This window comes from Pseudomonas sp. HP_01, from assembly GCF_055284355.1.
The window spans coordinates 37,999-60,550 of sequence record NZ_JBTOPV010000004.1; the positions used below are offsets into that span (position 1 = coordinate 37,999).

Below are 22,552 nucleotides of genomic sequence, written 5' to 3' on the forward strand. Positions count from 1 at the left end.
TCCTACAGAAGCGGCGTCCATCTTCAGTAGTGAATCCGACTGGCACCGTTCTGTGTGATCACTGCGGCTTTTTCGCAGGCTCCCACAAAATCTCTGCAACGCCCTCACGCCGGGCAATGATCCGTGCCGCGACAAACAGCAAATCCGACAGCCGATTGATGTACGCCAGCCCGACACCGGCCAGCGGCTCGACCGCGTTGAGGTGCTGACAACGCCGCTCTGCCGTGCGCGCCAGGCTTCGGCACACGTGGGCCTGGGCGATCAGCGTCGAGCCGCCCGGCAAGATGAAATTCTCCAGCGGCCCCAGCTCTTCATTCCAGTGATCGATGGCCGTTTCCAGGCGCTCGATCTCTGCCGCATTCAGCGCCTGGTATTCCGGCATCGCCAGCTCGCCGCCCAGGTCGAATAACCGATGCTGACAGGGCGCCAATACGTCGATGACCTCCTGCAGCGCCGGCTGAGTCGCCACTGCTGCCGTAAGGCCGGCCAGCAACACGCCGACCTGACTGTTCAGCGAATCAACTTCCCCGATGGCCTCAACCCGCGGGTGATCTTTCGGCACCCGACGGCCGTCGCCCAAACCCGTCTCGCCGGTGTCACCCGTGCGCGTGTAAATTTTCGACAAGCGAAATCCCATGGCTCTACTCCCGGTCGTTCTGACCAATGACCTGTGGTGCAGGCATATCTATCGAATTGTCCACCAGCGGCAGACGCAAAGTGAAACAGGTTCCCTGGCCGAGAGTGGAATGCACTTCCATCTGGCCTTTGTGGTTGTTGGTGATGATGAAATACGACACCGACAAACCGAGGCCTGTGCCCTGGCCGATTTCCTTGGTGGTGAAGAACGGCTCGAAGGTGCGCTTACGCACGCTTTCCGGCATGCCGATGCCGTTGTCCTCGACCTGAATCTCCGCCCATGGCGGGTTCAGGCGCGTGCGCAAAATGATGCGCCCCGGCTCGCTGGCGTTCTCGCGCTGGTGAATGGCCTGAGCGGCATTCTTCAGCAGGTTGAGCAGCACTTGCTCCAGTTCGTTGGCCGTCGCAGGCACCGGTCCCAGAGCAGGATCGAACTGGCGAATGATGTTCTGGCCCTTGAAGTCGAAGCCGATGGTGAGGTCGAAGTCGTTGCTGGCGATCTCCACCGCCTGATCGATCAGTGCCGGCAGATCACAGGGCGCCAACTGACGGTTGCTGCGCCGGCTGAAGCTGAGCATATGGCTGACGATCTTCGCCGCACGCGCTCCGGCTGACTGGATGCCGTCAAGCAACTGTGGCACTTCCCGGGCGATCAGGTATTGATTCACCGCCGCCAGCTGAATGCCTTCCTGCTCGGCCTGTTCCAGATTCTTCGGCAAATCGGGCGACAGCCGACGGCGGATGTTCTGCACGTTGTGCATGATCGCGCCGAGGGGGTTGTTGATCTCATGGGCCATGCCGGCGGCGAGCCCACCCACCGAGAGCATTTTCTCCGACTGGACCATCATTTCCTCCAGCGACAGGCGCTGGGTGATGTCATCGATGCGGATTACCGCGCCACGGCCGGCATCGCCGGCAAGGGGGTAGAAGGTGAGGGCGTAATGACGCGACTCCTCGCCCTTGACCCAGGTCACCCGCTCGATCTTGGTGACGGTATGCCGCTCGACGGTCTGTTTGATCTGCGGCAAAAACGCTCGCATCGGCGGGAACGCCGAGTAGATGGGCTGGTTGAGCGCTTCGTCCAGCGGCGTGCCGGACAGGGCGCCGGCTTCCTGATTCCACTGGGTGACGTACAGCTGCTCATCCAGAGCGATCAGCGCCGACGGCATGGAGTCGATGATGCTGTTGAGGTAGTTCTGAAACCCTGTGAGCTTCTTCTCGATCTTGCTGCGGACCTGGACTTCCAGCTCCAGCTTGCGGTTGGTGTGGCGAGTTTCTTCCGCCAGGCCCTGGGCCTGATCGTAGGCTTCCTGAGAGTCATCGCGGGCGCGTCTGAGTTGCTGCTCACGGGCTTCCATACGCGAGAGCATTGTGTTGAACGCCTCGGCCAGCGAACCGATTTCGTCCTTGTTGCCGGGCGTCGCCCGCAGCGCGTAGTTCTCCTCGCGGGTGACCCGCCGCGACAGGTCTTCCAGCTGATAGATCGGCTCGGTGATAAAACGCCGAATCTGCCGGGCAACACCGGCCCAGAGCAGGATGCTGAAAATCAGGATGCCGAGGCTGGCGGTCAGCGTGCCGGTGTAGAACGCCGTCGGCAATTCGCTGCTCGCCACCAGCAACAGATGCCCCGGCGCTTGCCCGGCTTTGGGAATGGGGATGACCTGAGTGTTGCGAAACTCGGTAATGCGCCAGCTCTCCAGATCCCGGTAGTGGTCAGGCATGCGCAGTTTGTCGCCTTGCTGCATCTGCGCCAGACGCGTACCGCTGCTTTCGTACACCGCCGCCGCTCGCAACGGGCCGTAGTTTTTCAGTTCATTGAGCAGCGCCTGGGCGTTATAGGTCGAGGAAAGGGCTTGTTCGGAGAGCCCGGGATTGCTGATCAGCCGACCGATCGTTTGCAATGCCTGGGGCGCCATCGCTTCTTGAGAGATGTAATAGGCGGCGCTGATGAAGGTCAGGTTGGCGACTACCAGCACCGTGGTGAGCAACACCAGCAAGGCGGCCAGGAGTTTTTGACCGACCGGAAGGTTTTCGAGGCGCTGGCGCAATGGCATGGGGCGGGTCACCGGAGTAAGAAGCGGGCAGGTTAGCGCTGTTCCGCCCGTGAGCAAACCCGTCAGTCGCTGGGCAGGCCTCGGGCGTTGAGGTGTTCGATCAGCCGCAAGCGTAGCTGGTTCAGCTTTGGCGCAGCGCAATCTATGGCAGCCGCCGTGGCGCAGACATGCCCGAGCAAGTAGCGGATCTCGGTGCGACGGCCCTGGGCGACGTCCTGATACATCGAGGAATAATTCCCGGCGGTGGCGGCAATCACCTGCTGCACCTGATCCAGCAACCCTTCAGCAGCGCCGGACTGGCCGCAGCGTTGCAGCACGTGGGCAAGCTCTGCACACAGCGCCGTCACTTGTTCAGCATGAGCCTGCAGCCCTCCGTTGCGGCATTGATGCAACACGGTCAGCGGGTTGATGGCGCAGTTGAGCGCAAGTTTGCGCCAGAGGCGTTCGGCGATGTCAGCGGTCCACTGATGGGGGATGCCCGCCTGTTTGAGCTCATCCAGCCAGGCCGGCGCCGCGTCGTGCTGTGTGTCGCCCAGCCAGTTGGAGCCTTGCCCGGCGAACATCACGCTCCAGTCTTCATCGCGGTAAGCGCCTTCGGTGCTGGAGACAAAGATGCAGCGTGCCTCAGGAATTCTGGCGGCCACGGCGTCCTGGCTGCCGAGACCGTTTTGCAGGAGTAGAACGTCAGCGGTGGCGGTCAGGCGATGGGCGACGGCTGCAACCGCACGCTCTGCATCGTAGGCCTTGCACGCCACCAGCAGCCGCTGGATGGGTTCATCTGCGCTGAGCGTCTGCGCCGGAATGGCAAACGTCTGGCGCTGACCTTTTTCGTTGAACGCCAGACCGGCTTGCGCGTTGTAGGCCGTCAGTCGGGCCTTGTCGCGCAAGATCAGCCGCACCGGCAAGCCTGCCCGGGCCAGTCGCGTGGCCCAGAGACTGCCCAGACTGCCCGCGCCCAGAACGTGCCAGCACACGGAATTCAAAAGAAATGACGCCCGATGACGAAGATCTCGGTGCGCAGGGAAAACGAAATCAACATCGCAGGCTCACATGAACGTGGGAAAAGTCTCGTTATAATGATCGGGCTTTCATACCGTCAAGTCAGGCGTGCTCCATCCACATGTTGAGCCGCGCCGTATCAATTGGAGAATCTACATGCCCTCGTTCGACGTAGTGTCCGAACTGGATAAACACGAAGTCACGAATGCCGTCGACAACGCCATCAAAGAGCTGGACCGCCGCTACGACCTCAAAGGCAAAGGCAGCTTCGAGTTCACGGAAAAAGACCTGCTGATTAAGATGACGGCCGAAGAAGGTTTTCAGCTCGAAGCCATGATCGAGATCCTCAAGCTGGCCCTGGTCAAGCGCAAGATCGATGTGCAGTGCCTGGAACTGAAGGATCCCTTCGCGTCCGGCAAGGTCATGAAGCAGGAAGCCACCCTCAAGGAAGGCATCGACAAGGAGCTGGCGAAGAAGATTGTCGCTCACATCAAGGAGGCCAAGCTCAAGGTTCAGGCCGCGATTCAGGGCGAGCAAGTACGCGTTACCGGCAAGAAGCGTGACGACCTGCAAGAAGCGATTGCTGCGCTGCGTGGTCACGAGTTCGGCATGCCGCTGCAATTCAACAACTTCCGCGACTGATTCCCCCGCGATTGGCCCTGCAATTTCATGTCGGCACAGGAACCCGAGAGGTTCCTGTGCGTCCGAATGCAGGTCTCGCTGAAATAACGGGCCCACTCGGCACCGTTGCTTCAGCCTTCCATGTCGCGACCCCGAGGAGAAATAGATGGACTTGGATTTAAACGGCCAGGTAGACCATCTGGTGAAAGCGTCTCAGGCCTGGATCCCGATGGTCATGCAATACGGCAGCAAGGTGCTGCTCGCAGTGGTCGTCCTGCTGGTCGGCTGGTGGCTGATCAATAGACTGACTTCCCGCGTGGGCGCGCTGTTGGCGCTGCGCCACGTCGACCTGGCGTTGCAGGGCTTTATCAGCAGCATCACTAACATCATTCTGAAGATCCTGCTGATCGTCAGCGTCGCGTCGATGATCGGGGTTGAAACCACCTCATTTGTTGCCGCGATCGGTGCGGCCGGTCTGGCCATTGGCCTGGCGTTGCAGGGCAGCCTGGCGAACTTTGCCGGCGGCGTATTGATTCTGCTGTTCCGTCCGTTCCGCATTGGCGACTGGATCGAAGCCCAAGGCGTGTCCGGCACCGTGGACGGGATTCAGATCTTCCACACCGTGCTGCGCACCGGCGACAACAAGACGGTGATCCTGCCCAATGGCAATCTGTCCAACGGCATCATCACCAACACCAATCGCCAGCCGACGCGCAAGATCACCTTCGACGTGGGCATCGATTACGACGCCGACCTCAAGCAGGCGCTGCAAGTGTTGATGGACATGGCGGATGATCCGCGCATCTTGCAGGATCCGGCGCCACAGGCGGTGGTCGCGGCACTGGGCGACAGCTCGATTACCGTGTCGCTGCGTGTGTGGACCAAGACCGGTGACTTCGGTGACGTGTCGAACCGCTTCAACGCTGAAATCCGCGACCGTTTGCGCGCGGCCAACATCGACATCCCGTTCCCGCAGCGGGTGATTCGTGTGGTGCAGGACGAGCAGCCCGCAAAGGTGTAACGCTCGATCGCAGAAAGCAAAAAGCCCCGACTCGTGAGAGTGCGGGGCTTTTTTTTGAGTGGGTGTTGGTGCCTTTGCATGATTGAGGTTTGCTTCTGCCCGAAGGGCGTAGGAGCGTGGCTTGTCCCGCGATTTGGCGCGCAGCGGCAGTCAATCCGGTGAGTGCGGTGCGTCAGCAACGAAGGCCGTCGCAAGCTTTACTACTGCTTCGCAGCCGATCGCGGGACAAGCCACGCTCCTACAGAGTCGGGTTCGCCTTACAGAGTTGAATCCGCAGGCTTGGGTGGTTCTTCGGCCGCTTCCTGTTCTTCCCGCGCTTCCCGGCGTGCTTCCTGCGCCCAGTGCAGGGCGATCATGAACAAGGTCGGTACGCCCATCAGCGCGGTGGCGAGGAAAAAGTTGTGATACCCCAACTTCTCCACCATGACGCCGGAATAGCCGCCGATCAGACGCGGCAACAGCAACATGATCGAGCTGAGCAGCGCGTATTGAGTGGCCGAAAACTTGAGGTTGGTCAGGCTCGACAGGTAGGCCACAAACGCTGACGTCGCGAGTCCCGAGCTGAAGTTGTCTAGCGAGATCGTGACGATCAGCATCTTCAGGTTCGGGCCCATGTCGGCCAGCATCAGGAACAGCAGGTTGGTGGCCGCCGACGTGATACCGCCGATGAACAGGATCGGCAGAATGCCGAAACGCACGATCGCCAGGCCGCCGAACGCCGCGCCGGCCAGCGTCATCACCAGACCGAAAATCTTGCTGACGCTGGCAATCTGATCCTTGGTGAAGCCCTGGTCGATGTAGAACACGTTCGCCATCACACCCATGACCGTGTCGGACATGCGATAGGTGGCAATCAGCCCCAGCAGCAGAAACGCCTGCCAGCGATAACGCAGGATGAAATCGTTGATCGGCGTCAGCACCGGCGCCAGGCCGCGGCGGCCCATGGACGACAGGCAGGCCACGGTCAGCAGCGTGTAGAGGATCGCGCGCAGAAAGGCGCGGTCTTCCATCAGCAGGTCTTTCCACGTGGTGCCCTGAAACAGCACGCTGGCGAAATCGGTGTTGTACAGCTGAGTGAACATGGCTGGCACCGAGACCAGCAGAATGATCAGCACGAACACCGAGGCCAGTTGATGGGCAAAGCCGTAGCGCACGGCCGACAGCTGGGTGCGGATTGGCACGGACGGTTCGCGCATGATCAGGCTGGTGATCAGCGCGGGCACCATCAGCAGACCGAACAGCACATACGTGCCGGCCCAGGCCGAGTGCTTGTAGGCAAAGCCGGTGGAGCCGAACCCTTCAGCGAAGTACAACGCGCCGGCGGTGGCGAGCAGGGCGGCGACGCGGTAGCCGGCCATGTAGCTGGCCGCGAGGGTCGCTTGCTGGCTGTCGCTGGCGACTTCCAGGCGGTAGGCGTCGATAGCGATGTCCTGGGTCGCCGAAGAGAACGCCACCACCACTGCAATTGCGATCAGCCACGAGAGGTGCTGCTGCGGATCGCAGAACCCCATACCGATCAGTCCAAGGATGACCAGCGACTGCGAGAGCACCAGCCACGAACGCCGGCGGCCAAGGCGGCCCAGGAACGGAAGGCTCCATTGATCGAGCAGCGGCGACCAGACCCATTTAAAGGCATAGGCCAGACCGATCAGGCTGGCGTAGCCAATGGTTTCACGCGCGACGCCGGCTTCACGCAGCCAGACCGACAGCGTTGAGAACACCAACATGTAGGGCATGCCCGCGGCAAAGCCGAGCAACAGGAGCACAAACGTAGAGGGGCTGGCATATGCGGCGAGCGCGGCGCGCCAGGTTTTGCGGGGCATGGGCTGGAATCTGCCTCAGGTTACGTAAACAAAGCGCGCACTCTAACCGTTGTGCTCTGTCGGGCGCCAGCCATGACGCTGCATATCCACACGATTGTTACGGATGGTCACGCCCTCGGCCCGCAACCGTGCGCGTTGCTCCTCGCCCGACACGGTTCCGGGCGCCAGGCTGATGCGCCCGCCGGCGCCAATCACGCGATGCCACGGCAGGCTGCTGCCGTCCGGCAACTGGCTCAACGCCCTGCCCACGAAGCGCGCCGCTCGTCCCAAACCGGCCAGCTCAGCCAGTTGCCCATAACTGACCACTTTGCCTTCCGGTATTTGATGCAGCGTAAGGTACAACGCCGTACGCCGTGCCTCTGCAGGGGAGAGGCCGGCGGGGTCGTCATGCGCGGCGGATTGTTCGATCACGCATTCGTTCCTGTAAAAGGGATGAACGGGAATTTTCAATAAGGAACTAGGGAAGCTTCCTACGGTCAGTGATACCTGTGTCGGCGGTCTGCCGATTGCCAAGACGTTATCCATCCGGATAATGCCCGATTTTCCGCGAACCAGAGCCTTGCCGTTGCTTATGTTGTCCAGAACCCTGTTGTGCGTTGCTATTGCCAGTGCTTCTACCCCATTGCTCGCCGACACCGTCTGGTTGAAAAACGGTGACAAGATGACGGGTACCATCAAGTTCTTCGACGGCGGCAAGCTGCTGATCAACACCAAATATGCAGGCGACGTCCCGCTCGACTGGAAGGAAATCAAGACGCTGGAAAGTGACCAGCACCTTCTGGTGAAGCAGGACGCCACCACCGGTGAGATCTCCAAATCGCTACAGCCGGCCGAAGACGGCAAGGTCACGCTGGCCAATGGCGACGCGCCGAAGACCGTGGAGCTGGCGAGCATCCAGCAGATCATGAAGCCCAAGCCGGTGGTCACCGATCTGGTCTGGAAAGGCAATATCGATGCAGCACTGGATTTCCAGCGCGCCGAGAACGACACCGACGATTACAACATCGCCTTCAAGACCTCCGCGACCCATGGCCAGTGGCGCCACAACGCCAAGGGCGAATACAACCGCGAGTCGCAGGACAGCCTGACCACCACCAATAACTGGGATGCCGAATACTCGGTCGACCGGTTCCTCACTGAAAAGTGGTTCTGGGACGGGCGCATCACCTACAAGCGCGACACCATTGAAGACCTGTCCCGTCAGCGCACCGTCGGTACCGGTCCGGGTTACCAGTTCTGGGACGATGAATTGGGTGCGTTCAAAGTGGGCGGCTTGCTGAACCGCACTGATTTTGAATATTCCAACGGCGAGAAGGACAACTTCTACTCCGTGTCCGGCACCTGGGACTACAACCGCTACCTGATTGGCAAGAAGGTCGAGTTCTTCACCAACGGTGAACTCGGCAAGCCGCTCAGCGGCGTGGCGGACTACAGCCTGGAAACGGAAGTGGGCCTGCGTTACAAAGTCACTGAATGGGCCTCGCTCAACCTCAAGGCCGAGAAAGACATCATCAGTGGCTCCGATAACGGCGACCTGGACAAGACCCGCTACACCGCCGGTTTCGGTGTTTCCTGGTAACAGCCGCATTATCCATGCCTGAGCGTGCGCAGATCACACCCTGATCTGCGCGCGTCGGCTGGTTTCTTTTTTAAGCGTTTTTTTACGCGAACTCTCCGCCCAATCGTCACCCCCGCTCAATCTGGCACCTTCCGACGATAACGATTATCGTGTGGCATGGGTCGCCGTCTGCTTTTTCGCGTCCCTCGATGCCTTCGTTTTATTGTTCAGGAGCCCCACATGAGCGCCAGCGCCAATCGGCAAGCACGAGCCTTGCTGCTCAAGGAATACCGTGGCGTGTTGTCGACCCATTCCAAGTCGATGCCCGGTTATCCGTTTGGCTCGGTGGTGCCTTATTGCCTGGATGAACAAGGCCGTCCGCTGATTCTCATCAGCCGTATCGCGCAGCACACCCATAACCTGCAGCTTGACGCCAAGTGCTCCTTGCTGGTCGGCGAGCGCGGTGCCGAGGATGTGCAAGCGGTGGGGCGCGTCACGCTGATGGCCGAGGCCGAGAAGATCAGTGACGAGGCACAGATTGAAGCAACGGCTCAGCGTTACTACCGGTATTTCCCGGAATCCGAGAGTTACCACAGCGCCCACGATTTCGATTTCTGGGTGCTGAAGCCAGTGCGCTATCGCTTTATCGGTGGCTTCGGCGCGATCCACTGGCTGGACGACGCGGCGCTCGCCAATCCATTTGCCGGCGATGCGGAACTCAGCATGGTCGAGCACATGAATGCTGATCACGCCAAAGCCATCGCCCACTACGTTGAACTGGCCGGTTTGCCCAAGACCGAGCCCGCCGCGCTGGTTGGCATCGACAGCGAGGGCATGCATTTGCGCGTGGGGCAAAGTCTGTATTGGTTGGCGTTCCCACAGCCTTGTAATACGCCGACACACGTCCGCCAGGCCTTGGTTCAGCTGGCTCACGCTGAAAAATGGCCCACACTTGAACAGGCCGAGGCTTGAATTAACGACTTTGCGACTTCACGTAAGGTCTACTGGAAGCCTTCTTCCGTCTAGGAACTCACTTTGATGCGCGTTTTTCTTTTGCTTTTATTGCTTTTTCCGGTGCTCGAGCTGTTCGTGCTGGTGAAAGTCGGGATGTCGATCGGCTTTCTGCCGACCTTCCTGCTGGTCGTTGCCGGGTCGATGCTCGGTGTTTTTGTGGTGCGAGTGGCCGGGGTGGCGACCGCGCTGAGTGCCCGGCAGAGTCTGGCCCGTGGCGAACTCCCGGCGCAGCAGATGCTCGACGGTCTGATGATGACCATCGGCGGCGGTTTGCTGGTCCTGCCAGGCTTCATCAGTGACGTGCTGGGCCTGCTGTTCCTGATGCCGTTCTCCCGTCGCCTGATCGTTGGCAAGGTCCGTAACCGCGCCGAAGCCCAGGCCGCGCGCCAGCGTGCGTTTGCCGAGAACATGCATGCGGCAAATTCCGCAGGTCCCATGCACCCCGGTGCTGCCCGTCCTGAAGCACGTCGCCCTGAAGTCATCGAGGGTGAGGTGATCGAAGGCGAATTCGAGCCACTGGATAAAAAGTGATTCAACATCACCACGACACGGCACCTGCGGGTGCCGTGCCTGTTTTCGCGACCACACTTCCTTCAAAAAATTTCTGGGGTCAGCCTTGAATTCGGCTTGCTCGCCCTTATGTATGGGTCACCGCAAGGTTTCTGGCGCGTTTCGTCAGACCGTATTCTGCGGTTCGCTCGCGAACCGTAACCGGCAAGCCCGGATGTTTTAACCCGCCGGTGTCCGCACCGGGCGTTTAAAAACCATAATTAGGAGATCGACAATGAAGCTTCGTCCTCTGCATGACCGCGTCGTAATCCGTCGCAGCGAAGAAGAAACAAAAACTGCTGGCGGTATCGTGCTGCCTGGTTCGGCTGCTGAAAAACCTAACCGTGGCGAAATCCTCGCCGTCGGCAACGGTCGCATCCTGGACAACGGTGAAGTACGCGCGCTGGCCGTGAAAGTGGGTGACAAAGTGGTGTTCGGCCCTTACTCCGGCAGCAACACCGTGAAAGTAGACGGCGAAGACCTGCTGGTGATGAGCGAGAACGAAATTCTCGCGGTCGTCGAAGGCTGAGTTGATACCCCATTTCCCGTTACTACAAAGTATTTAAGGAATAACGATCATGGCTGCTAAAGAAGTTAAATTCGGCGATGCTGGCCGTAAAAAAATGCTGGCTGGTGTCAACGTCCTGGCCGACGCAGTAAAAGCAACGCTGGGCCCTAAAGGCCGTAACGTCATCATCGAAAAAAGCTTCGGCGCTCCGCTGATCACCAAAGACGGTGTGTCCGTAGCCAAAGAAATCGAGCTGAAAGACCGTTTCGAAAACATGGGCGCGCAGCTGGTCAAAGACGTTGCTTCCCGTGCGAACGATGACGCTGGCGACGGTACCACCACCGCCACCGTTCTGGCTCAAGCCATCGTCAACGAAGGCCTGAAAGCCGTCGCTGCCGGCATGAACCCGATGGACCTGAAGCGCGGCATCGACAAGGCGACCATCGCCATTGTTGCCGAGCTGAAGAAGCTGTCCAAGCCTTGCACCGACACCAAGGCAATTGCCCAGGTCGGTACCATCTCGGCCAACTCGGACAATTCCATCGGCGACATCATTGCCGAAGCCATGGAAAAAGTGACCAAAGACGGCGTTATCACCGTTGAAGAAGGTTCGGGTCTGGAAAACGAGCTGTCTGTTGTTGAAGGCATGCAGTTTGACCGTGGCTACCTGTCCCCGTACTTCATCAACAAGCCGGACACCATGGTTGCCGAGCTGGAAAGCCCGCTGCTGCTGCTGGTTGACAAGAAGATCTCCAACATCCGCGAAATGCTGCCAGTTCTGGAAGCCGTTGCGAAAGCTGGCCGTCCTCTGCTGATCGTGGCTGAAGACGTTGAAGGCGAAGCACTGGCGACTCTGGTCGTGAACAACATGCGCGGCATCGTGAAAGTTGCAGCGGTCAAGGCCCCTGGCTTCGGCGACCGTCGCAAGGCCATGCTGCAGGACATCGCTGTTCTGACTGGCGGTACCGTTATCTCGGAAGAGATCGGCCTGAGCCTGGAAACCGCTACCCTGGAACACCTGGGTAATGCCAAGCGCGTTATCTTGAACAAAGAAAACACCACGATCATCGACGGTGCTGGCGTTCGTGCCGACATCGACGGTCGTATCGCGCAGATCCGTCAGCAGATCGGCGACACGTCTTCGGACTACGACAAAGAGAAGCTGCAAGAGCGTCTGGCCAAGCTGTCGGGCGGCGTTGCAGTGATCAAGGTCGGTGCCGGTTCCGAAGTTGAAATGAAAGAGAAGAAAGCCCGCGTTGAAGACGCCCTGCACGCAACCCGTGCAGCCGTTGAAGAAGGCGTGGTGCCTGGCGGTGGTGTTGCTCTGGTTCGTTCGCTGCAGGCGATCTCTGAACTGCGTGGCGACAACGCTGATCAGAACGTCGGTATCGCGCTGCTGCGTCGCGCGGTTGAAGCGCCTCTGCGTCAGATCGTGGCGAACTCGGGCGACGAGCCAAGTGTTGTGGTCGACAAGGTCAAGCAGGGTACTGGTAACTACGGTTACAACGCTGCGAGCGGCGAGTACGGCGATATGATCGAGATGGGTATTCTCGATCCGGCCAAGGTGACGCGTTCTGCTCTGCAGGCTGCTTCGTCGATCGCCAGTCTGATGATCACTACTGAGGCGATGATCGCTGATGTGGCTGATGAGAAGGCTGCTGGTGGTGGTATGCCTGATATGGGCGGCATGGGTGGTATGGGCGGCATGATGTAAGCCAGCCGTACCCCGATGTAGAAAAAACCCCGCTTCGGCGGGGTTTTTTTATGGGCGCGGTTTGGGTTTTGTGGACCTTTTCCTATCCATTATTTGTGGCGTGACTTATTCACCTTTCCGCCCTTACGGCGGGTCACTTTTGGCAAAGGCGCCCCAAAAGTAACCAAAAACGCTTTGCTCCTGGTTGGGCCCGACTTCGTCGGGTTCCTTCACTCCGGTCTCGCTCCGTGGGCCCGCGCCGAACGGGCATCCATGCCCTGACGGCGCTCTCGCCGCATCCATGCGGCTCGGCCCACTGCGCGAGACCTGCGTTCAGCCTGCACCCAAGTCGCGTTTGGCGGTGACTGGACTTTTTATGTACGAAGATCAAAAGCGCGTTTAAGCAGATCAAAGGCAGAAGCAGATCAAAGGCTTCCCGGCTAAAGCCGGTCCCACAGGGTGTACGCGGTGCTTTCAGTGGGACCGGCTTTAGCCGGGAAGGGGCCAGCAGGAGCGCTGGCATTGTTGGACTTGATTGAAGGGGACTGAGCTGATCGTGCCCACGCTCTGCGTGGGCATGCATCCCGTGACGCTCCGCGTCACTCTGCGATTTAAAGGGGACTGATTTATTTACAGCGCTTTTCCGTAAATTAATCTGTCCCCGGTTGAGCCATCACCCCGAAACCACTTCCCCTCTCAACGCCACATCCTTCTTCTTCGCCGGTCGGTACAGCACGAAGTAATAAGCCCCCAAACAAAGCAGCCAGCAGAACACCGCCGTCCAGATGTTGTGGGAGAAGAAGTGTGCGCCTTGAAGCATTCGGCCGATGGAGAAGACGGTGCCCAGTCCCGCCGCGAAGATCAGGCCGGCTTTGGCCAGGCGGGGTTTGCGGTCGCGGAAGACGAAGAACAGGGCGAACAAAGTGAAGCCCGTTGCCGCGTGACCGCCGGGCCAGCAGCGGCCGGGTTTGTCGGTTTGCGGGCGGGGGCTGAGGAGTTCGCTGTAGGTTTCCTGGCCGCCGAATTCTTTCAGGCTCCACGGGCACTGCACCGATGTCACGACTTTCACCGGCGTGACGAAGCTGGTGGATAACGCCATCGATAGCACCATGCAGCCCAGTTCACGTTTCCAGGGCTTCAGCGCACTGACGAAGAACGAGGCGATGAAGCTGACGAAGGACAACACGCCGATGGCAATGACGGCCTGTTTGGCGCGGTCATGCAGGATGTCTTCGAGAAAGAAGCTGTGCCGACCGATGAACTCGCCCGCTACCGGGTCGTAGGCCAGTTTGGCGATGTCCATGTCCAGCGAGGTCCATTCCAGCAATATCAGAACGAGGGCGGTCACGGCCGGGATGCCCAGATAAACCCAGAAGTTGATCGGACGTGAAGCGGGCCGTTCAAGTGCGTATGACATGGCAAATCCCGTGTAGTGGGCGAGGGGAGAGCGGTGGGTGCATAGACCCTGAGCGGCGCGTAGTCTGGGCAGGGCGCTGTCGCGGCGCCGTGAACCGCGAGTGAAAAAAACGTTATACACCGCGGTGCTGGCCCTTGAGCGCGCATCGCCGTAAGCTGCCGCCAACTCTGACCTTGTTGAGCGGCATTTCGAGCCGTGCCCCGGGTCTCGCCACGCCGCATAGGGAGAAACACGCCATGAGAATTCTGCTGGTTGAAGACAACCGCGACATTCTGGCAAACCTTGCCGATTACCTCGGTTTGAAGGGTTACACCGTCGATTGCGCGCAAGACGGTCTGTCCGGCCTGCACCTGGCAGCGACCGAGCACTATGACTTGATCGTGCTCGACATCATGCTGCCCGGCATCGACGGTTACACCCTGTGCAAGCGCCTGCGTGAAGACGCGCGTCGCGACACGCCAGTGATCATGCTCACGGCCCGCGACCAGCTTGACGACCGGCTTCAGGGATTTCGCTCCGGTGCGGACGACTACCTGCTCAAGCCCTTCGCGCTGTCGGAACTGGCAGCGCGCATCGAGGCGGTGTTGCGGCGAGCCCAGGGCGGCGGGCGGCGTACCCTGCAGGTCGCCGATCTGATCTACGACCTCGACACCCTTGAAGTGACCCGCGAAGCGCGTCTGCTCAAACTCAACCCGGTGGGCCTGAAATTGCTCGCGGTGTTGATGCAGAAGAGCCCTCACGTGCTGCGTCGCGAAGTCCTGGAAGAAGCCCTGTGGGGCGACGATTGCCCGGACAGCGATAGCCTGCGCAGCCACGTTCACCAGTTGCGTCAGGTGATCGACAAGCCGTTCGCCAAGCCGCTGCTGCAGACCGTACACGGTGTCGGATACCGCCTCGCCGAGGGGCGTGATGGAGTTTAAGCAGAGCCTTGCCCAACGGATCATCATCGCCTTCGCCTTGATGAGTGCGTTGGTCGCCGGGTGCTTCGCGATGGGCATCGTCGCGACGGTGCACCTGGTTGAAGAAAAGCTGATTTCGGCGGGCCTGGGCGGCGACCTGACGCGCCTGCTGCTGATGGACAGCGTTAACGACTGGAACCATCGCCCTGAGCCGGATCAGCTGTTTTACTTCAGCGGCGGCCCGGGGGATTTCGAGTTGCCGAAGGATTTGCGTCATCTGGAGTCCGGCTTTCACGAAGTCTTCCGCGGACCGTTGTCCTACCACGCCATGGTTGAGATCGTCGACGGTCGCCACTATGTCTTGCTTCAGGATCAAAGCGATTTTGAAGAGCGCGAGCGGGTGCTGTTCGCCGTCGTGCTGGTGGGCTTTGTACTGGCGTTGGCGCTGGCGATTTTCCTCGGCTGGATACTGGCGCGTCGGGTGATGGCGCCGGTGGTGCGGCTGGCGCGGCAGGTTCGTCACCGCGATCAGTTGCTCGGCCTCGCGCCCCCCCTGGCCCCTGATTACGCCGCCGACGAAGTGGGTGAGCTGGCAGTGGCCTTCGACGCCACGCTTGGCCGTCTGCGGGATGCGCTGACCCGCGAGCGGATGTTCACCAGCGACGTCAGCCACGAACTGCGCACGCCCTTGATGGTACTGGCGAGCTCCTGTGAGCTGCTGCTGGAAAACCCGGCACTGGACCAGCGCGCACGGGCCCAGGTCGAACGCGTGGCGCGGGCGTGCGAGGAGATGCGCGATCTGGTGCAGACCTTCCTGATGCTGGCCCGCACTCAACGCGATGACCTCGCCCTGCACCCACAACTGACCCTGGAAGGTGCCGCCCAGCAACTGATCAGCCTGTGGCGCGAGCCGATCGAAAGCAAAGGGCTGACCCTGGAATACCTGCCGGGCGAGCCTTCCCAGACGGCCTACAACGCCACCTTTCTCTATGCCGTGATGGGCAACTTGCTGCGCAACGCGTTGCACTACACCGACACCGGCTTTATCCGCCTCACGCTGCGTGAAAGCGGGTTCATGGTTGAGGATTCCGGTGTAGGCATCCCGGAGGAAAAGCGTGAGGCGATGTTTCAGCCGTTCGTGCGCGGCACCGAGCAGCGCGGGGAAGGTTTGGGCCTGGGACTGTCGTTGGTGCAGCGAATCTGCGAAAACCAGGGGTGGTCGGTAAGCCTGGACACCATGGAGCCTAACGGCTGCAGGTTCAGCGTGGACATGGGTTTGCGCCCTGCGAAAGACCCGATACGTTTGCCTTCGACACATGTAAAGCCAGTGTAAAAGTGCTGAAGGACACCGGCGTATGGCCGTATGCTGGCCCCAAGTCTTTGAATGATCTCGTAACATATCGTCACTTTTTCGGACGTTTTTTTCACATTCATCTGACCTGAACACGACGTAACGCTGCTTAGTTTGGCCCTCTCACTTAAAAGAGAAACGGCCATGAGCAAGCGCATCGAGCTGGATTTTTCACGCAAATACGACGACGAACACGCTAAAAGGTATCTGCGCAAACACAACGATGGACTGGCAAGACGCCTGTCTGATCGCCGCGATAAACAACTGGCGCGCCGTGCCCTTGCATTGGCGGGCGAACCGGGGCTGGTGCTGGACCTGCCCTGTGGCGCCGGACGTTTCTGGCCGGTGCTGGCCGAGAAGGCCAACCGGGTGATTATCGGTGCGGACAACTCGGCGTCGATGGTCAAGATTGCCTGCGAGTCGCAACCCGTTGAGATCGTCAAACGCGTTCAGCCGTTGCAGACATCGGCATTTGCCATCGAGATGCCGGACAACGCCGTCGACAGTATTTTCTGCATGCGCCTGATGCACCACATCGGCAAGGCCGAAGACCGCGCGGTGCTGCTGAAGGAGTTTCACCGGGTGACCCGCGACAGCGTGATTGTGTCGTTGTGGGTGGATGGCAATTTCAAGGCCTGGAAGCGACGCCGCGCCGAAGGGTCGCGGTCGAAACGTGATTACCAGAATCGCTTCGTGCTGCCGGTGGCCACCGTAGAGGCCGAATTTGAAGAGGCAGGGTTTCGGATTCAGGAGCGCCTGGATTTCCTGCCGATGTACGCCATGTGGCGTGTGTATCTATTACGTAAGAGGTAAGAACAGGATGGCCGTGGATTTCGCAACAGAGTTAGCCGTTCCCGCCAAGGACCGCTTCGCCTATTTCTGGAACACGCGGGGTGAGTGGGTGGAAGAACCCAACGTGCGCCGTGGCGGTGAAAGTGGCGTGCAGCGTGTCGTCTCGGAAAACGGTCGGCTGCTGTATGTGAAGCGCCAGACAGGCCATATCTACCGCAGCTGGTTGCACCCGTTTGGGCGTCCGACTGTGCTGCGCGAGCGCGATGCCCTCGAAGGCCTTCGCCAGCTCGACGTCAACGTACCGCGCATGGTCTTCTGCGGCGCAGAGCGCGATGAGAACAACGAGTGGCGTGCATTGTTGGTTACCGCCTCGCTGGATGGCTTTGACGAATTTGAAAACTGGCTGCGCGCCGGTGGCCGCGAGCAGCACGGCGAAGTGGTGTACGAGCAGATGCTTCAGGAGATCGCCGGCAACCTGGCCCGTATGCACAAGGGGCGCTGGCAGCACAGCTGCATTTACATCAAGCATGTCTTCGTTCGCGTCGTGGGCGAAGGCGCCCACGCCAAGGCGGAAGTCGCGCTGCTGGATCTTGAGAAGTGCCGCCAGCGGCTGACGTCCTATGCCGCCGCTCAGCACGACATGAAACAGTTGCGTCGCCACTCGTCGTTTCAGCCTGCGGACTGGAGCAAGTTGGTCTATTTTTACGAGACCGCGTTTGGCAAGCCCATCAAAGGTTTACAGCGATGAAGTTAGAAATGGCGCGAGGTTTGTTTTTGGTCGGGGCGTTGGGGGTGACTTCCATCGCTTTGGCTGCCTGGGATCAGCCCGGGCCAAAGATCTTGAGCGCAGTGCATGGCGAAGGCCATTGCCCTCTGCCTCGGGTGGCCAAGATGTCTGACACGGCCCGGCCCGATCACGATCTGCTCCTGTTGATGTTCGGCCTGGCCCAAGGGAGCGGACCTCAGGGCTGATTCCTTTCCGTTGCGTTGACCAAAAGGCCCCTAAAATCGGGGCCTTTTTTGTTGCAGACGGGATTCTCAGTGCTAGGCGTGCCTCTTGTACTCAGGGCATCGGCTTGATGGGATCTATCGGCCCGATGTGATCGGTAGGAGCCGGCTTGCTGGCGAACCGGTTACGACAAACGCCGACGATGTATCTGGACGGTCGCGTTCGCCAGCAAGCCGGCTCAGAATTGCGTCAGGCACCGCTACTCGTGTGGGTATCCGCATCGCCAATGGCACTGCTATCGGGCTGCGCATCGTCCCGCCGCGCCAGCAGCGTATACACGCACGGCAGCACAAACAGCGTGAACAATGTTCCCACCGACATGCCAGTGGCAATCACCAGACCGATGTCGAACCGGCTGACCGCCCCCGCGCCGGTCGCGAGGATCAGTGGCACCATGCCGAACACCATGGCTGCGGTGGTCATCAAGACGGGACGCAAGCGTATCGCCGCCGCTTCCTCCACGGCTTCCCGCGCGGTCAGGCCCTTGTCACGGCGCAGCTGGTTGGCGAACTCGACGATCAAAATCCCGTGCTTGCTGATCAGGCCGATCAGCGTGACCAGTCCCACCTGGGTATAGATATTCAGCGACGAGATGCCGAGGAACAGCGGAATCAGCGCGCCGCAGATCGACAGCGGCACCGTGACCAGAATCACCAGCGGATCGCGAAAGCTCTCGAACTGCGCGGCCAGCACCAGAAAGATGATCGCCAGGGCCAGGCCGAACGTGACCCACAGCGCATTGCCTTCCTGAACGTACTGACGAGAGGCGCCAGCGTAGTCGTAGGCAAAACCCGACGGCGATTCTTCGATCGCGATCTGTCTCACCAACTCAATCGCCTCAGCCTGACTCACCAAGGGGAAACCGGAGATGATTGCCGAGTTGAGCTGCTGGAACTGATTGAGCTGCCGGGGCCTGGCCCGGTCGCTTACGGTGATCAGCGTCGACAACGGCAGCATCTTGCCGTCGGCGTTCTTGACGTAGTAATTCGCCAGCCACGCCGGGTTGTCGCGGTAAGCGCGCTCGACCTGGGCGATGACTTTGTAGCTGCGCCCGTCGATGGTGAAGCGGTTGATTTCCGCCTCCCCGAGCAGTGTCGCCAGACTGCCGCCCAGGTCCTGCATCGACACGCCCATCTGCGCGGCTTTGGCGCGGTCGATGTCGACCACCACTTCCGGCTTGTCGAACGCCAGGTCAACGTCCAGAAACGCAAATTTGCCCGAGTCGGCGGCGCGTTTCTTGATGCGATCCGTCACCTCCAGCAGCGCGGCGTAGTCACCCGGTGTATTGATCACGAACTGAAACGGCAGGCCCTCACCCGTGCCGGGCAACGACGGCAGGTTGAAGCCGAAAACCTGCAGCCCGGTGATGCCGTTGAGCTTGGCCTGCACCTCCGGCAGCAACTCCATCTGCGTGCGGCTGCGCTCATCCCATGGTTTGAGCAGGAACCCGCCGACGCCGGTCTGCACGCCATTGAATCCGTTGATCTGGAACGAGGAGTAGTACTCCGGGAACGCTTTGAAAATGCTGATGAACTGGTCGGTGTACTTGTTCATGTAATCGAGGTTGGTCGGCTGCGGCGCCGTCGCCATCATGAAGATGATGCCCTGGTCCTCGTCCGGCGCCAGTTGCGATTGGCTGAGCTTGAGAAACACCGGAATCAGGCACAGCACCAGCACCGCGAACACGATGACCACAGGCCGCGTATTCAGCGTGCCATGGAGGACGCGCTGGTAGCGTCCCTTCAGGCTTTCGAAGGCGTGATCGAGCTTGTGCGCCAGGCCGCTGGGGTTCTCTTCCCGGCGCAGGAGCACGGCGCACATCATCGGCGACAGGGTCAGCGCGACGATCCCGGAGATGACCACCGCGCCGGCCAGCGTCAGCGCGAATTCCTTGAACAGCGCACCGGTCAGTCCCTCCAGAAAACCGATGGGCGCATACACCGCGGCCAGGGTGATGGTCATCGACACCACCGGCATGGCGATGTCGCGAGCGCCCTCGATGGCCGCATCGAACGGCGTCTTGCCTTCCTCGATGTGCCGGTGAATGTTTTCCACCACCACAATGGCGTCGTCCACCACCAGACCGATCGCCAGCACCATCGCCAGCAGCGTCAGCAAATTGATCGAATAGCCCATCAACTGCATAAAGAACAGCACGCCGATCATCGACAGCGGGATGGTGATCACCGGGATCAGCACCGAACGCAGGGCGCCCAGGAACAGGAACACCACGACGATGACGATGAGCACCGCTTCGATCAGGGTTTTCACCACTTCATGGATCGAGGCCTGAATGAACAGCGTGGCGTCGTAGGCGATGGACGCCTTGAGGCTCGGCGGCAGTTGGGCTTCGAGCTGTGGCAGGATGCGCCGCACTTCCTTGATCACGTCCAGCGGGTTCGAGCTGGGCGTGCCCTTGATGCCGATGTACACCGACGGCGTGCCGTCGAACGAGCTGACCGTGTCGTAGTTCTCGGCGCCCATTTCCACCCGCGCCACATCGCCCAGCAGCACGCGGCTATCGCCCACGGTCTTGAGGGGGATGGCCGCGAAGGTCTCGGGGGATTTCAGGTCGGTGCTGGCGTTGACGCTGGTGACCACGTACTCGCCTTTCACCTCGCCTGCTGCGGACAGGAAGTTGTACTTGCGCACGGCCTCCGTGACGTCGCTGGCGGTCAGGCCGAAACCGGCGAGCTTCACCGGGTCGAGCCACAAGCGCATGGCGAACACCTGATTGCCCAGGATCTCGGCCTCGGCCATGCCCGGCAGCGTCGCCAGCTTCGGCTGAATGACCCGGGACAGGTAGTCGGTGATCTGCGGGTTGCTCAGTTCGGCGCTGTAGAAGCTGATGTACATCAGTGCCGAGGCGTCGGCGGCTTCCTTGCTGAGCACAGGGTCTTCGGCGTCCTGAGGCAGTTTGTTCTTGACCTCGTTGGCCTTGGCCAGCAGCTCCGTATAGAGGCGGTCGCTGTTGGAGCCGATGCGCGCATAGATGGAAATGACCGAGAAGTTCTGCCGACTGACCGAGGTCATGTAGTCGATGCCTTCGGCGCTCGCCAGACTCTGCTGCAGCGGTTGAGTGATATAGCCCTGGATAGTTTCGGCGTTGGCGCCGGGGTAAGCCGTGGTCACGGTGATCAGTGCGTTTTCCATCTGCGGGTACTGGCGGATGGTGAGCTTGCTGAACGCCTGAAAACCCAGCAGCACGATCAACAGGCTGATCACGCTGGCGAGTACCGGGCGGCGGATGAACGGGTCTGTAAAGGCCATGATCGATTCCTTGATCAGTCAGCTTTGGGCTGGCTGGTCTGCGCCGCCGGAGTGGTTTTAGCCGCTGTCGCCGGGTCAGCTGCGATAGCCACGGCAGCGCCGTTATCCAGTTTCAGCTGGCCGCCGGTGACCACTTGCTCACCGATTTTCAATCCTTTGCTGATGATCACCAGCCCGCCGCGCCTTTCGCCGGTCTCGACGAAGCGCCGCTCGACCACGAGCTGAGGCTCGCCTTTGCTGTCGTTTTCCGGCTGGCCGTTGGCGTTCTTCTTCGGCACGACGACGTAGACCGAATTGCCGTACAGCGTGTAGGTGATCGTGCTTTCCGGCAGCACCAGCTGCGGCGTGTCCTGCCCGAGCAGCACCTGCAGGCTGGTGAACATCCCGGGCAGCAGTTGGCTGTCGGGGTTAGGCAGGGTGGCGCGAATCAGCACGTTGCGGGTGGTGTCTTCGACCTTGGGGTTGATGGCGCTGATGCGCGCAGTGAACACGCGGTCAGGGTAGGCCGCGACGCTCACCTGCACCTGTTGGTCGAGGGCCAGTTTCGGCAGCATCTGCTCTGGTACGAAGAAGTCCGCGTACAGGCTGGTCAGGTCTTGAAGGGTGGCGATCACCGTGCCGCTGGCGAGGTAATCGCCGACATCCACCTGACGAATGCCGATGGTGCCGCTGAAGGGCGCCAGGATGCGCTTCTTCGCCAGAGAGGCGTTCAGTTGTGAGACGGTGGCTGCGGCTTTCTTCTGGGTGGCGGCGAGCTTGTCGAAGTCGCCACGGGAAATGGCCGACTCACCGACCAGTTTGCTGCCGCGTCCGTACTCCACTTGCGCCAGACCGAGGTCCGCTTCGGCAGTGCCGAGCTGGGCCTTTTCCACATCGCTGTCGAGCTGCACCAGCGGCTGACCGACCTTGACCTTCTGACCGGACTCGAACTGCACGGCCTTGACCGTGCCCGCGATTTCCAGCGACAGATCCACGCCCTGGGATGCCTTGAGCGTGCCGATGGCCGGCAGACGGTTCTGCCACGGGTGCTCTTCGACAACCGCCACCGCGACATTGGTCGGCGGCTTCGGCGCCGTGAATTGCTGGATCTGCTGATAGACCGAAAACGCCTTGTACCCACCCAGGACCAGCACCACGATCAGGACAATGCCCAACATGATCAACATGCGGCGACGCAACATATTCCACTTCCTTGGAAAACCGATGAATCAGGCGAGCACGTTAGTCCTGTCGCGATTTAGTTGCCAGTGGCATTGATTGAATTCGGGGTTAGCGTCCTGCCGGAATCATGGAGGATAGATGGGCATGCCCGCCGCCGTGACATCGCGCTGTCGCCCA

The 22,552-nt window shown here is 60.4% G+C and carries 20 protein-coding genes; 12 read left to right on the forward strand and 8 right to left on the reverse strand.

Annotated elements, in window-relative coordinates:
• Window positions 1-58: 58 nt before the first annotated feature.
• From ACYAR8_RS04355 to ACYAR8_RS04365, 3 genes are all read right to left on the reverse strand, one after another.
• Window positions 59-637 carry a cob(I)yrinic acid a,c-diamide adenosyltransferase gene (locus tag ACYAR8_RS04355; RefSeq protein ID WP_074884494.1) on the reverse strand — a complete coding sequence of 193 codons (579 nt, stop codon included), beginning with the start codon at window positions 635-637 and terminating at the stop codon, window positions 59-61.
• A 4-nt stretch (window positions 638-641) separates the two neighbouring features.
• A complete protein-coding gene (locus ACYAR8_RS04360; RefSeq protein ID WP_463579175.1) occupies window positions 642-2,690 on the reverse strand; it encodes a sensor histidine kinase in 2,049 nt (682 codons plus the stop codon).
• Between the two features lie 62 nt (window positions 2,691-2,752).
• A complete protein-coding gene (locus tag ACYAR8_RS04365) occupies window positions 2,753-3,673 on the reverse strand; it encodes a putative 2-dehydropantoate 2-reductase (RefSeq protein WP_463579176.1) in 921 nt (306 codons plus the stop codon).
• 172 nt (window positions 3,674-3,845) lie between these two features.
• Between ACYAR8_RS04365 and ACYAR8_RS04370 the strand changes: the two genes are divergently transcribed.
• Window positions 3,846-4,331 carry a YajQ family cyclic di-GMP-binding protein gene (locus tag ACYAR8_RS04370; RefSeq protein ID WP_065992166.1) on the forward strand — a complete coding sequence of 162 codons (486 nt, stop codon included), beginning with the start codon at window positions 3,846-3,848 and terminating at the stop codon, window positions 4,329-4,331.
• Window positions 4,332-4,482: 151 nt separating this feature from the next.
• Complete coding sequence (locus ACYAR8_RS04375) at window positions 4,483-5,331, forward strand: mechanosensitive ion channel family protein (protein ID WP_108120791.1); 849 nt, start codon at window positions 4,483-4,485, stop codon at window positions 5,329-5,331.
• A gap of 257 nt (window positions 5,332-5,588) precedes the next feature.
• On the opposite strand, the gene ACYAR8_RS04380 is transcribed toward ACYAR8_RS04375, so the two are convergent.
• The gene (locus tag ACYAR8_RS04380) at window positions 5,589-7,154 is read right to left on the reverse strand and encodes an AmpG family muropeptide MFS transporter (protein WP_463579177.1); all 1,566 of its coding nucleotides are present in this window, start codon (window positions 7,152-7,154) and stop codon (window positions 5,589-5,591) included.
• Between the two features lie 42 nt (window positions 7,155-7,196).
• Window positions 7,197-7,565: an MGMT family protein gene (locus tag ACYAR8_RS04385; protein WP_245760009.1), complete on the reverse strand. Its 369-nt coding sequence runs from the start codon at window positions 7,563-7,565 to the stop codon at window positions 7,197-7,199.
• Between the two features lie 160 nt (window positions 7,566-7,725).
• Here ACYAR8_RS04385 and ACYAR8_RS04390 point away from each other — a divergent pair, with 160 nt between their 5' ends.
• The 5 genes from ACYAR8_RS04390 (at window position 7,726) to groL (ending at window position 12,497) form a co-directional block, all read left to right on the forward strand.
• A complete protein-coding gene (locus ACYAR8_RS04390) occupies window positions 7,726-8,733 on the forward strand; it encodes a DUF481 domain-containing protein (RefSeq protein ID WP_074884503.1) in 1,008 nt (335 codons plus the stop codon).
• Window positions 8,734-8,952: 219 nt separating this feature from the next.
• The gene (locus ACYAR8_RS04395; protein ID WP_108120732.1) at window positions 8,953-9,684 is read left to right on the forward strand and encodes a HugZ family pyridoxamine 5'-phosphate oxidase; all 732 of its coding nucleotides are present in this window, start codon (window positions 8,953-8,955) and stop codon (window positions 9,682-9,684) included.
• Window positions 9,685-9,750: 66 nt separating this feature from the next.
• On the forward strand, window positions 9,751-10,257 hold the full coding sequence (locus tag ACYAR8_RS04400; RefSeq protein ID WP_074884511.1) for an FxsA family protein: 507 nt from the start codon (window positions 9,751-9,753) through the stop codon (window positions 10,255-10,257).
• A 253-nt stretch (window positions 10,258-10,510) separates the two neighbouring features.
• Window positions 10,511-10,804, forward strand: coding sequence for a co-chaperone GroES (locus tag ACYAR8_RS04405; protein WP_037014630.1), 294 nt, complete (start codon window positions 10,511-10,513; stop codon window positions 10,802-10,804).
• A 49-nt stretch (window positions 10,805-10,853) separates the two neighbouring features.
• The gene (gene groL, locus ACYAR8_RS04410) at window positions 10,854-12,497 is read left to right on the forward strand and encodes a chaperonin GroEL (RefSeq protein ID WP_065992179.1); all 1,644 of its coding nucleotides are present in this window, start codon (window positions 10,854-10,856) and stop codon (window positions 12,495-12,497) included.
• 652 nt (window positions 12,498-13,149) lie between these two features.
• Here groL and ACYAR8_RS04415 read toward each other — a convergent pair.
• Window positions 13,150-13,893 carry a phosphatase PAP2 family protein gene (locus ACYAR8_RS04415; protein ID WP_074884512.1) on the reverse strand — a complete coding sequence of 248 codons (744 nt, stop codon included), beginning with the start codon at window positions 13,891-13,893 and terminating at the stop codon, window positions 13,150-13,152.
• A 236-nt stretch (window positions 13,894-14,129) separates the two neighbouring features.
• On the opposite strand from ACYAR8_RS04415, the gene colR reads away from it, so the two are divergent.
• The 5 genes from colR to ACYAR8_RS04440 all read left to right on the forward strand — a co-directional run bounded on the left by colR (window position 14,130) and on the right by ACYAR8_RS04440 (window position 17,907).
• On the forward strand, window positions 14,130-14,813 hold the full coding sequence (colR, locus tag ACYAR8_RS04420) for a two-component system response regulator ColR (RefSeq protein ID WP_074884515.1): 684 nt from the start codon (window positions 14,130-14,132) through the stop codon (window positions 14,811-14,813).
• Complete coding sequence (locus ACYAR8_RS04425) at window positions 14,803-16,125, forward strand: sensor histidine kinase (RefSeq protein WP_463579178.1); 1,323 nt, start codon at window positions 14,803-14,805, stop codon at window positions 16,123-16,125. Before colR ends, ACYAR8_RS04425 begins: the two co-directional genes overlap by 11 nt.
• A 162-nt stretch (window positions 16,126-16,287) precedes the next feature.
• Window positions 16,288-16,956 carry a class I SAM-dependent methyltransferase gene (locus ACYAR8_RS04430; RefSeq protein ID WP_074884521.1) on the forward strand — a complete coding sequence of 223 codons (669 nt, stop codon included), beginning with the start codon at window positions 16,288-16,290 and terminating at the stop codon, window positions 16,954-16,956.
• A gap of 7 nt (window positions 16,957-16,963) precedes the next feature.
• A complete protein-coding gene (locus ACYAR8_RS04435) occupies window positions 16,964-17,683 on the forward strand; it encodes a lipopolysaccharide kinase InaA family protein (protein WP_463579179.1) in 720 nt (239 codons plus the stop codon).
• Window positions 17,680-17,907, forward strand: a complete 228-nt coding sequence (locus ACYAR8_RS04440) for a hypothetical protein (protein WP_108120736.1) — start codon at window positions 17,680-17,682, stop codon at window positions 17,905-17,907. Before ACYAR8_RS04435 ends, ACYAR8_RS04440 begins: the two co-directional genes overlap by 4 nt.
• A 226-nt stretch (window positions 17,908-18,133) precedes the next feature.
• Here the strand turns inward: ACYAR8_RS04440 and ACYAR8_RS04445 are convergent, their stop codons facing one another.
• Both ACYAR8_RS04445 and ACYAR8_RS04450 read right to left on the reverse strand, forming a co-directional pair.
• Window positions 18,134-21,214, reverse strand: a complete 3,081-nt coding sequence (locus ACYAR8_RS04445; RefSeq protein ID WP_463579180.1) for a multidrug efflux RND transporter permease subunit — start codon at window positions 21,212-21,214, stop codon at window positions 18,134-18,136.
• Window positions 21,215-21,228: 14 nt separating this feature from the next.
• Window positions 21,229-22,395, reverse strand: coding sequence for an efflux RND transporter periplasmic adaptor subunit (locus tag ACYAR8_RS04450; protein WP_463579181.1), 1,167 nt, complete (start codon window positions 22,393-22,395; stop codon window positions 21,229-21,231).
• Window positions 22,396-22,552: the final 157 nt, after the last annotated feature.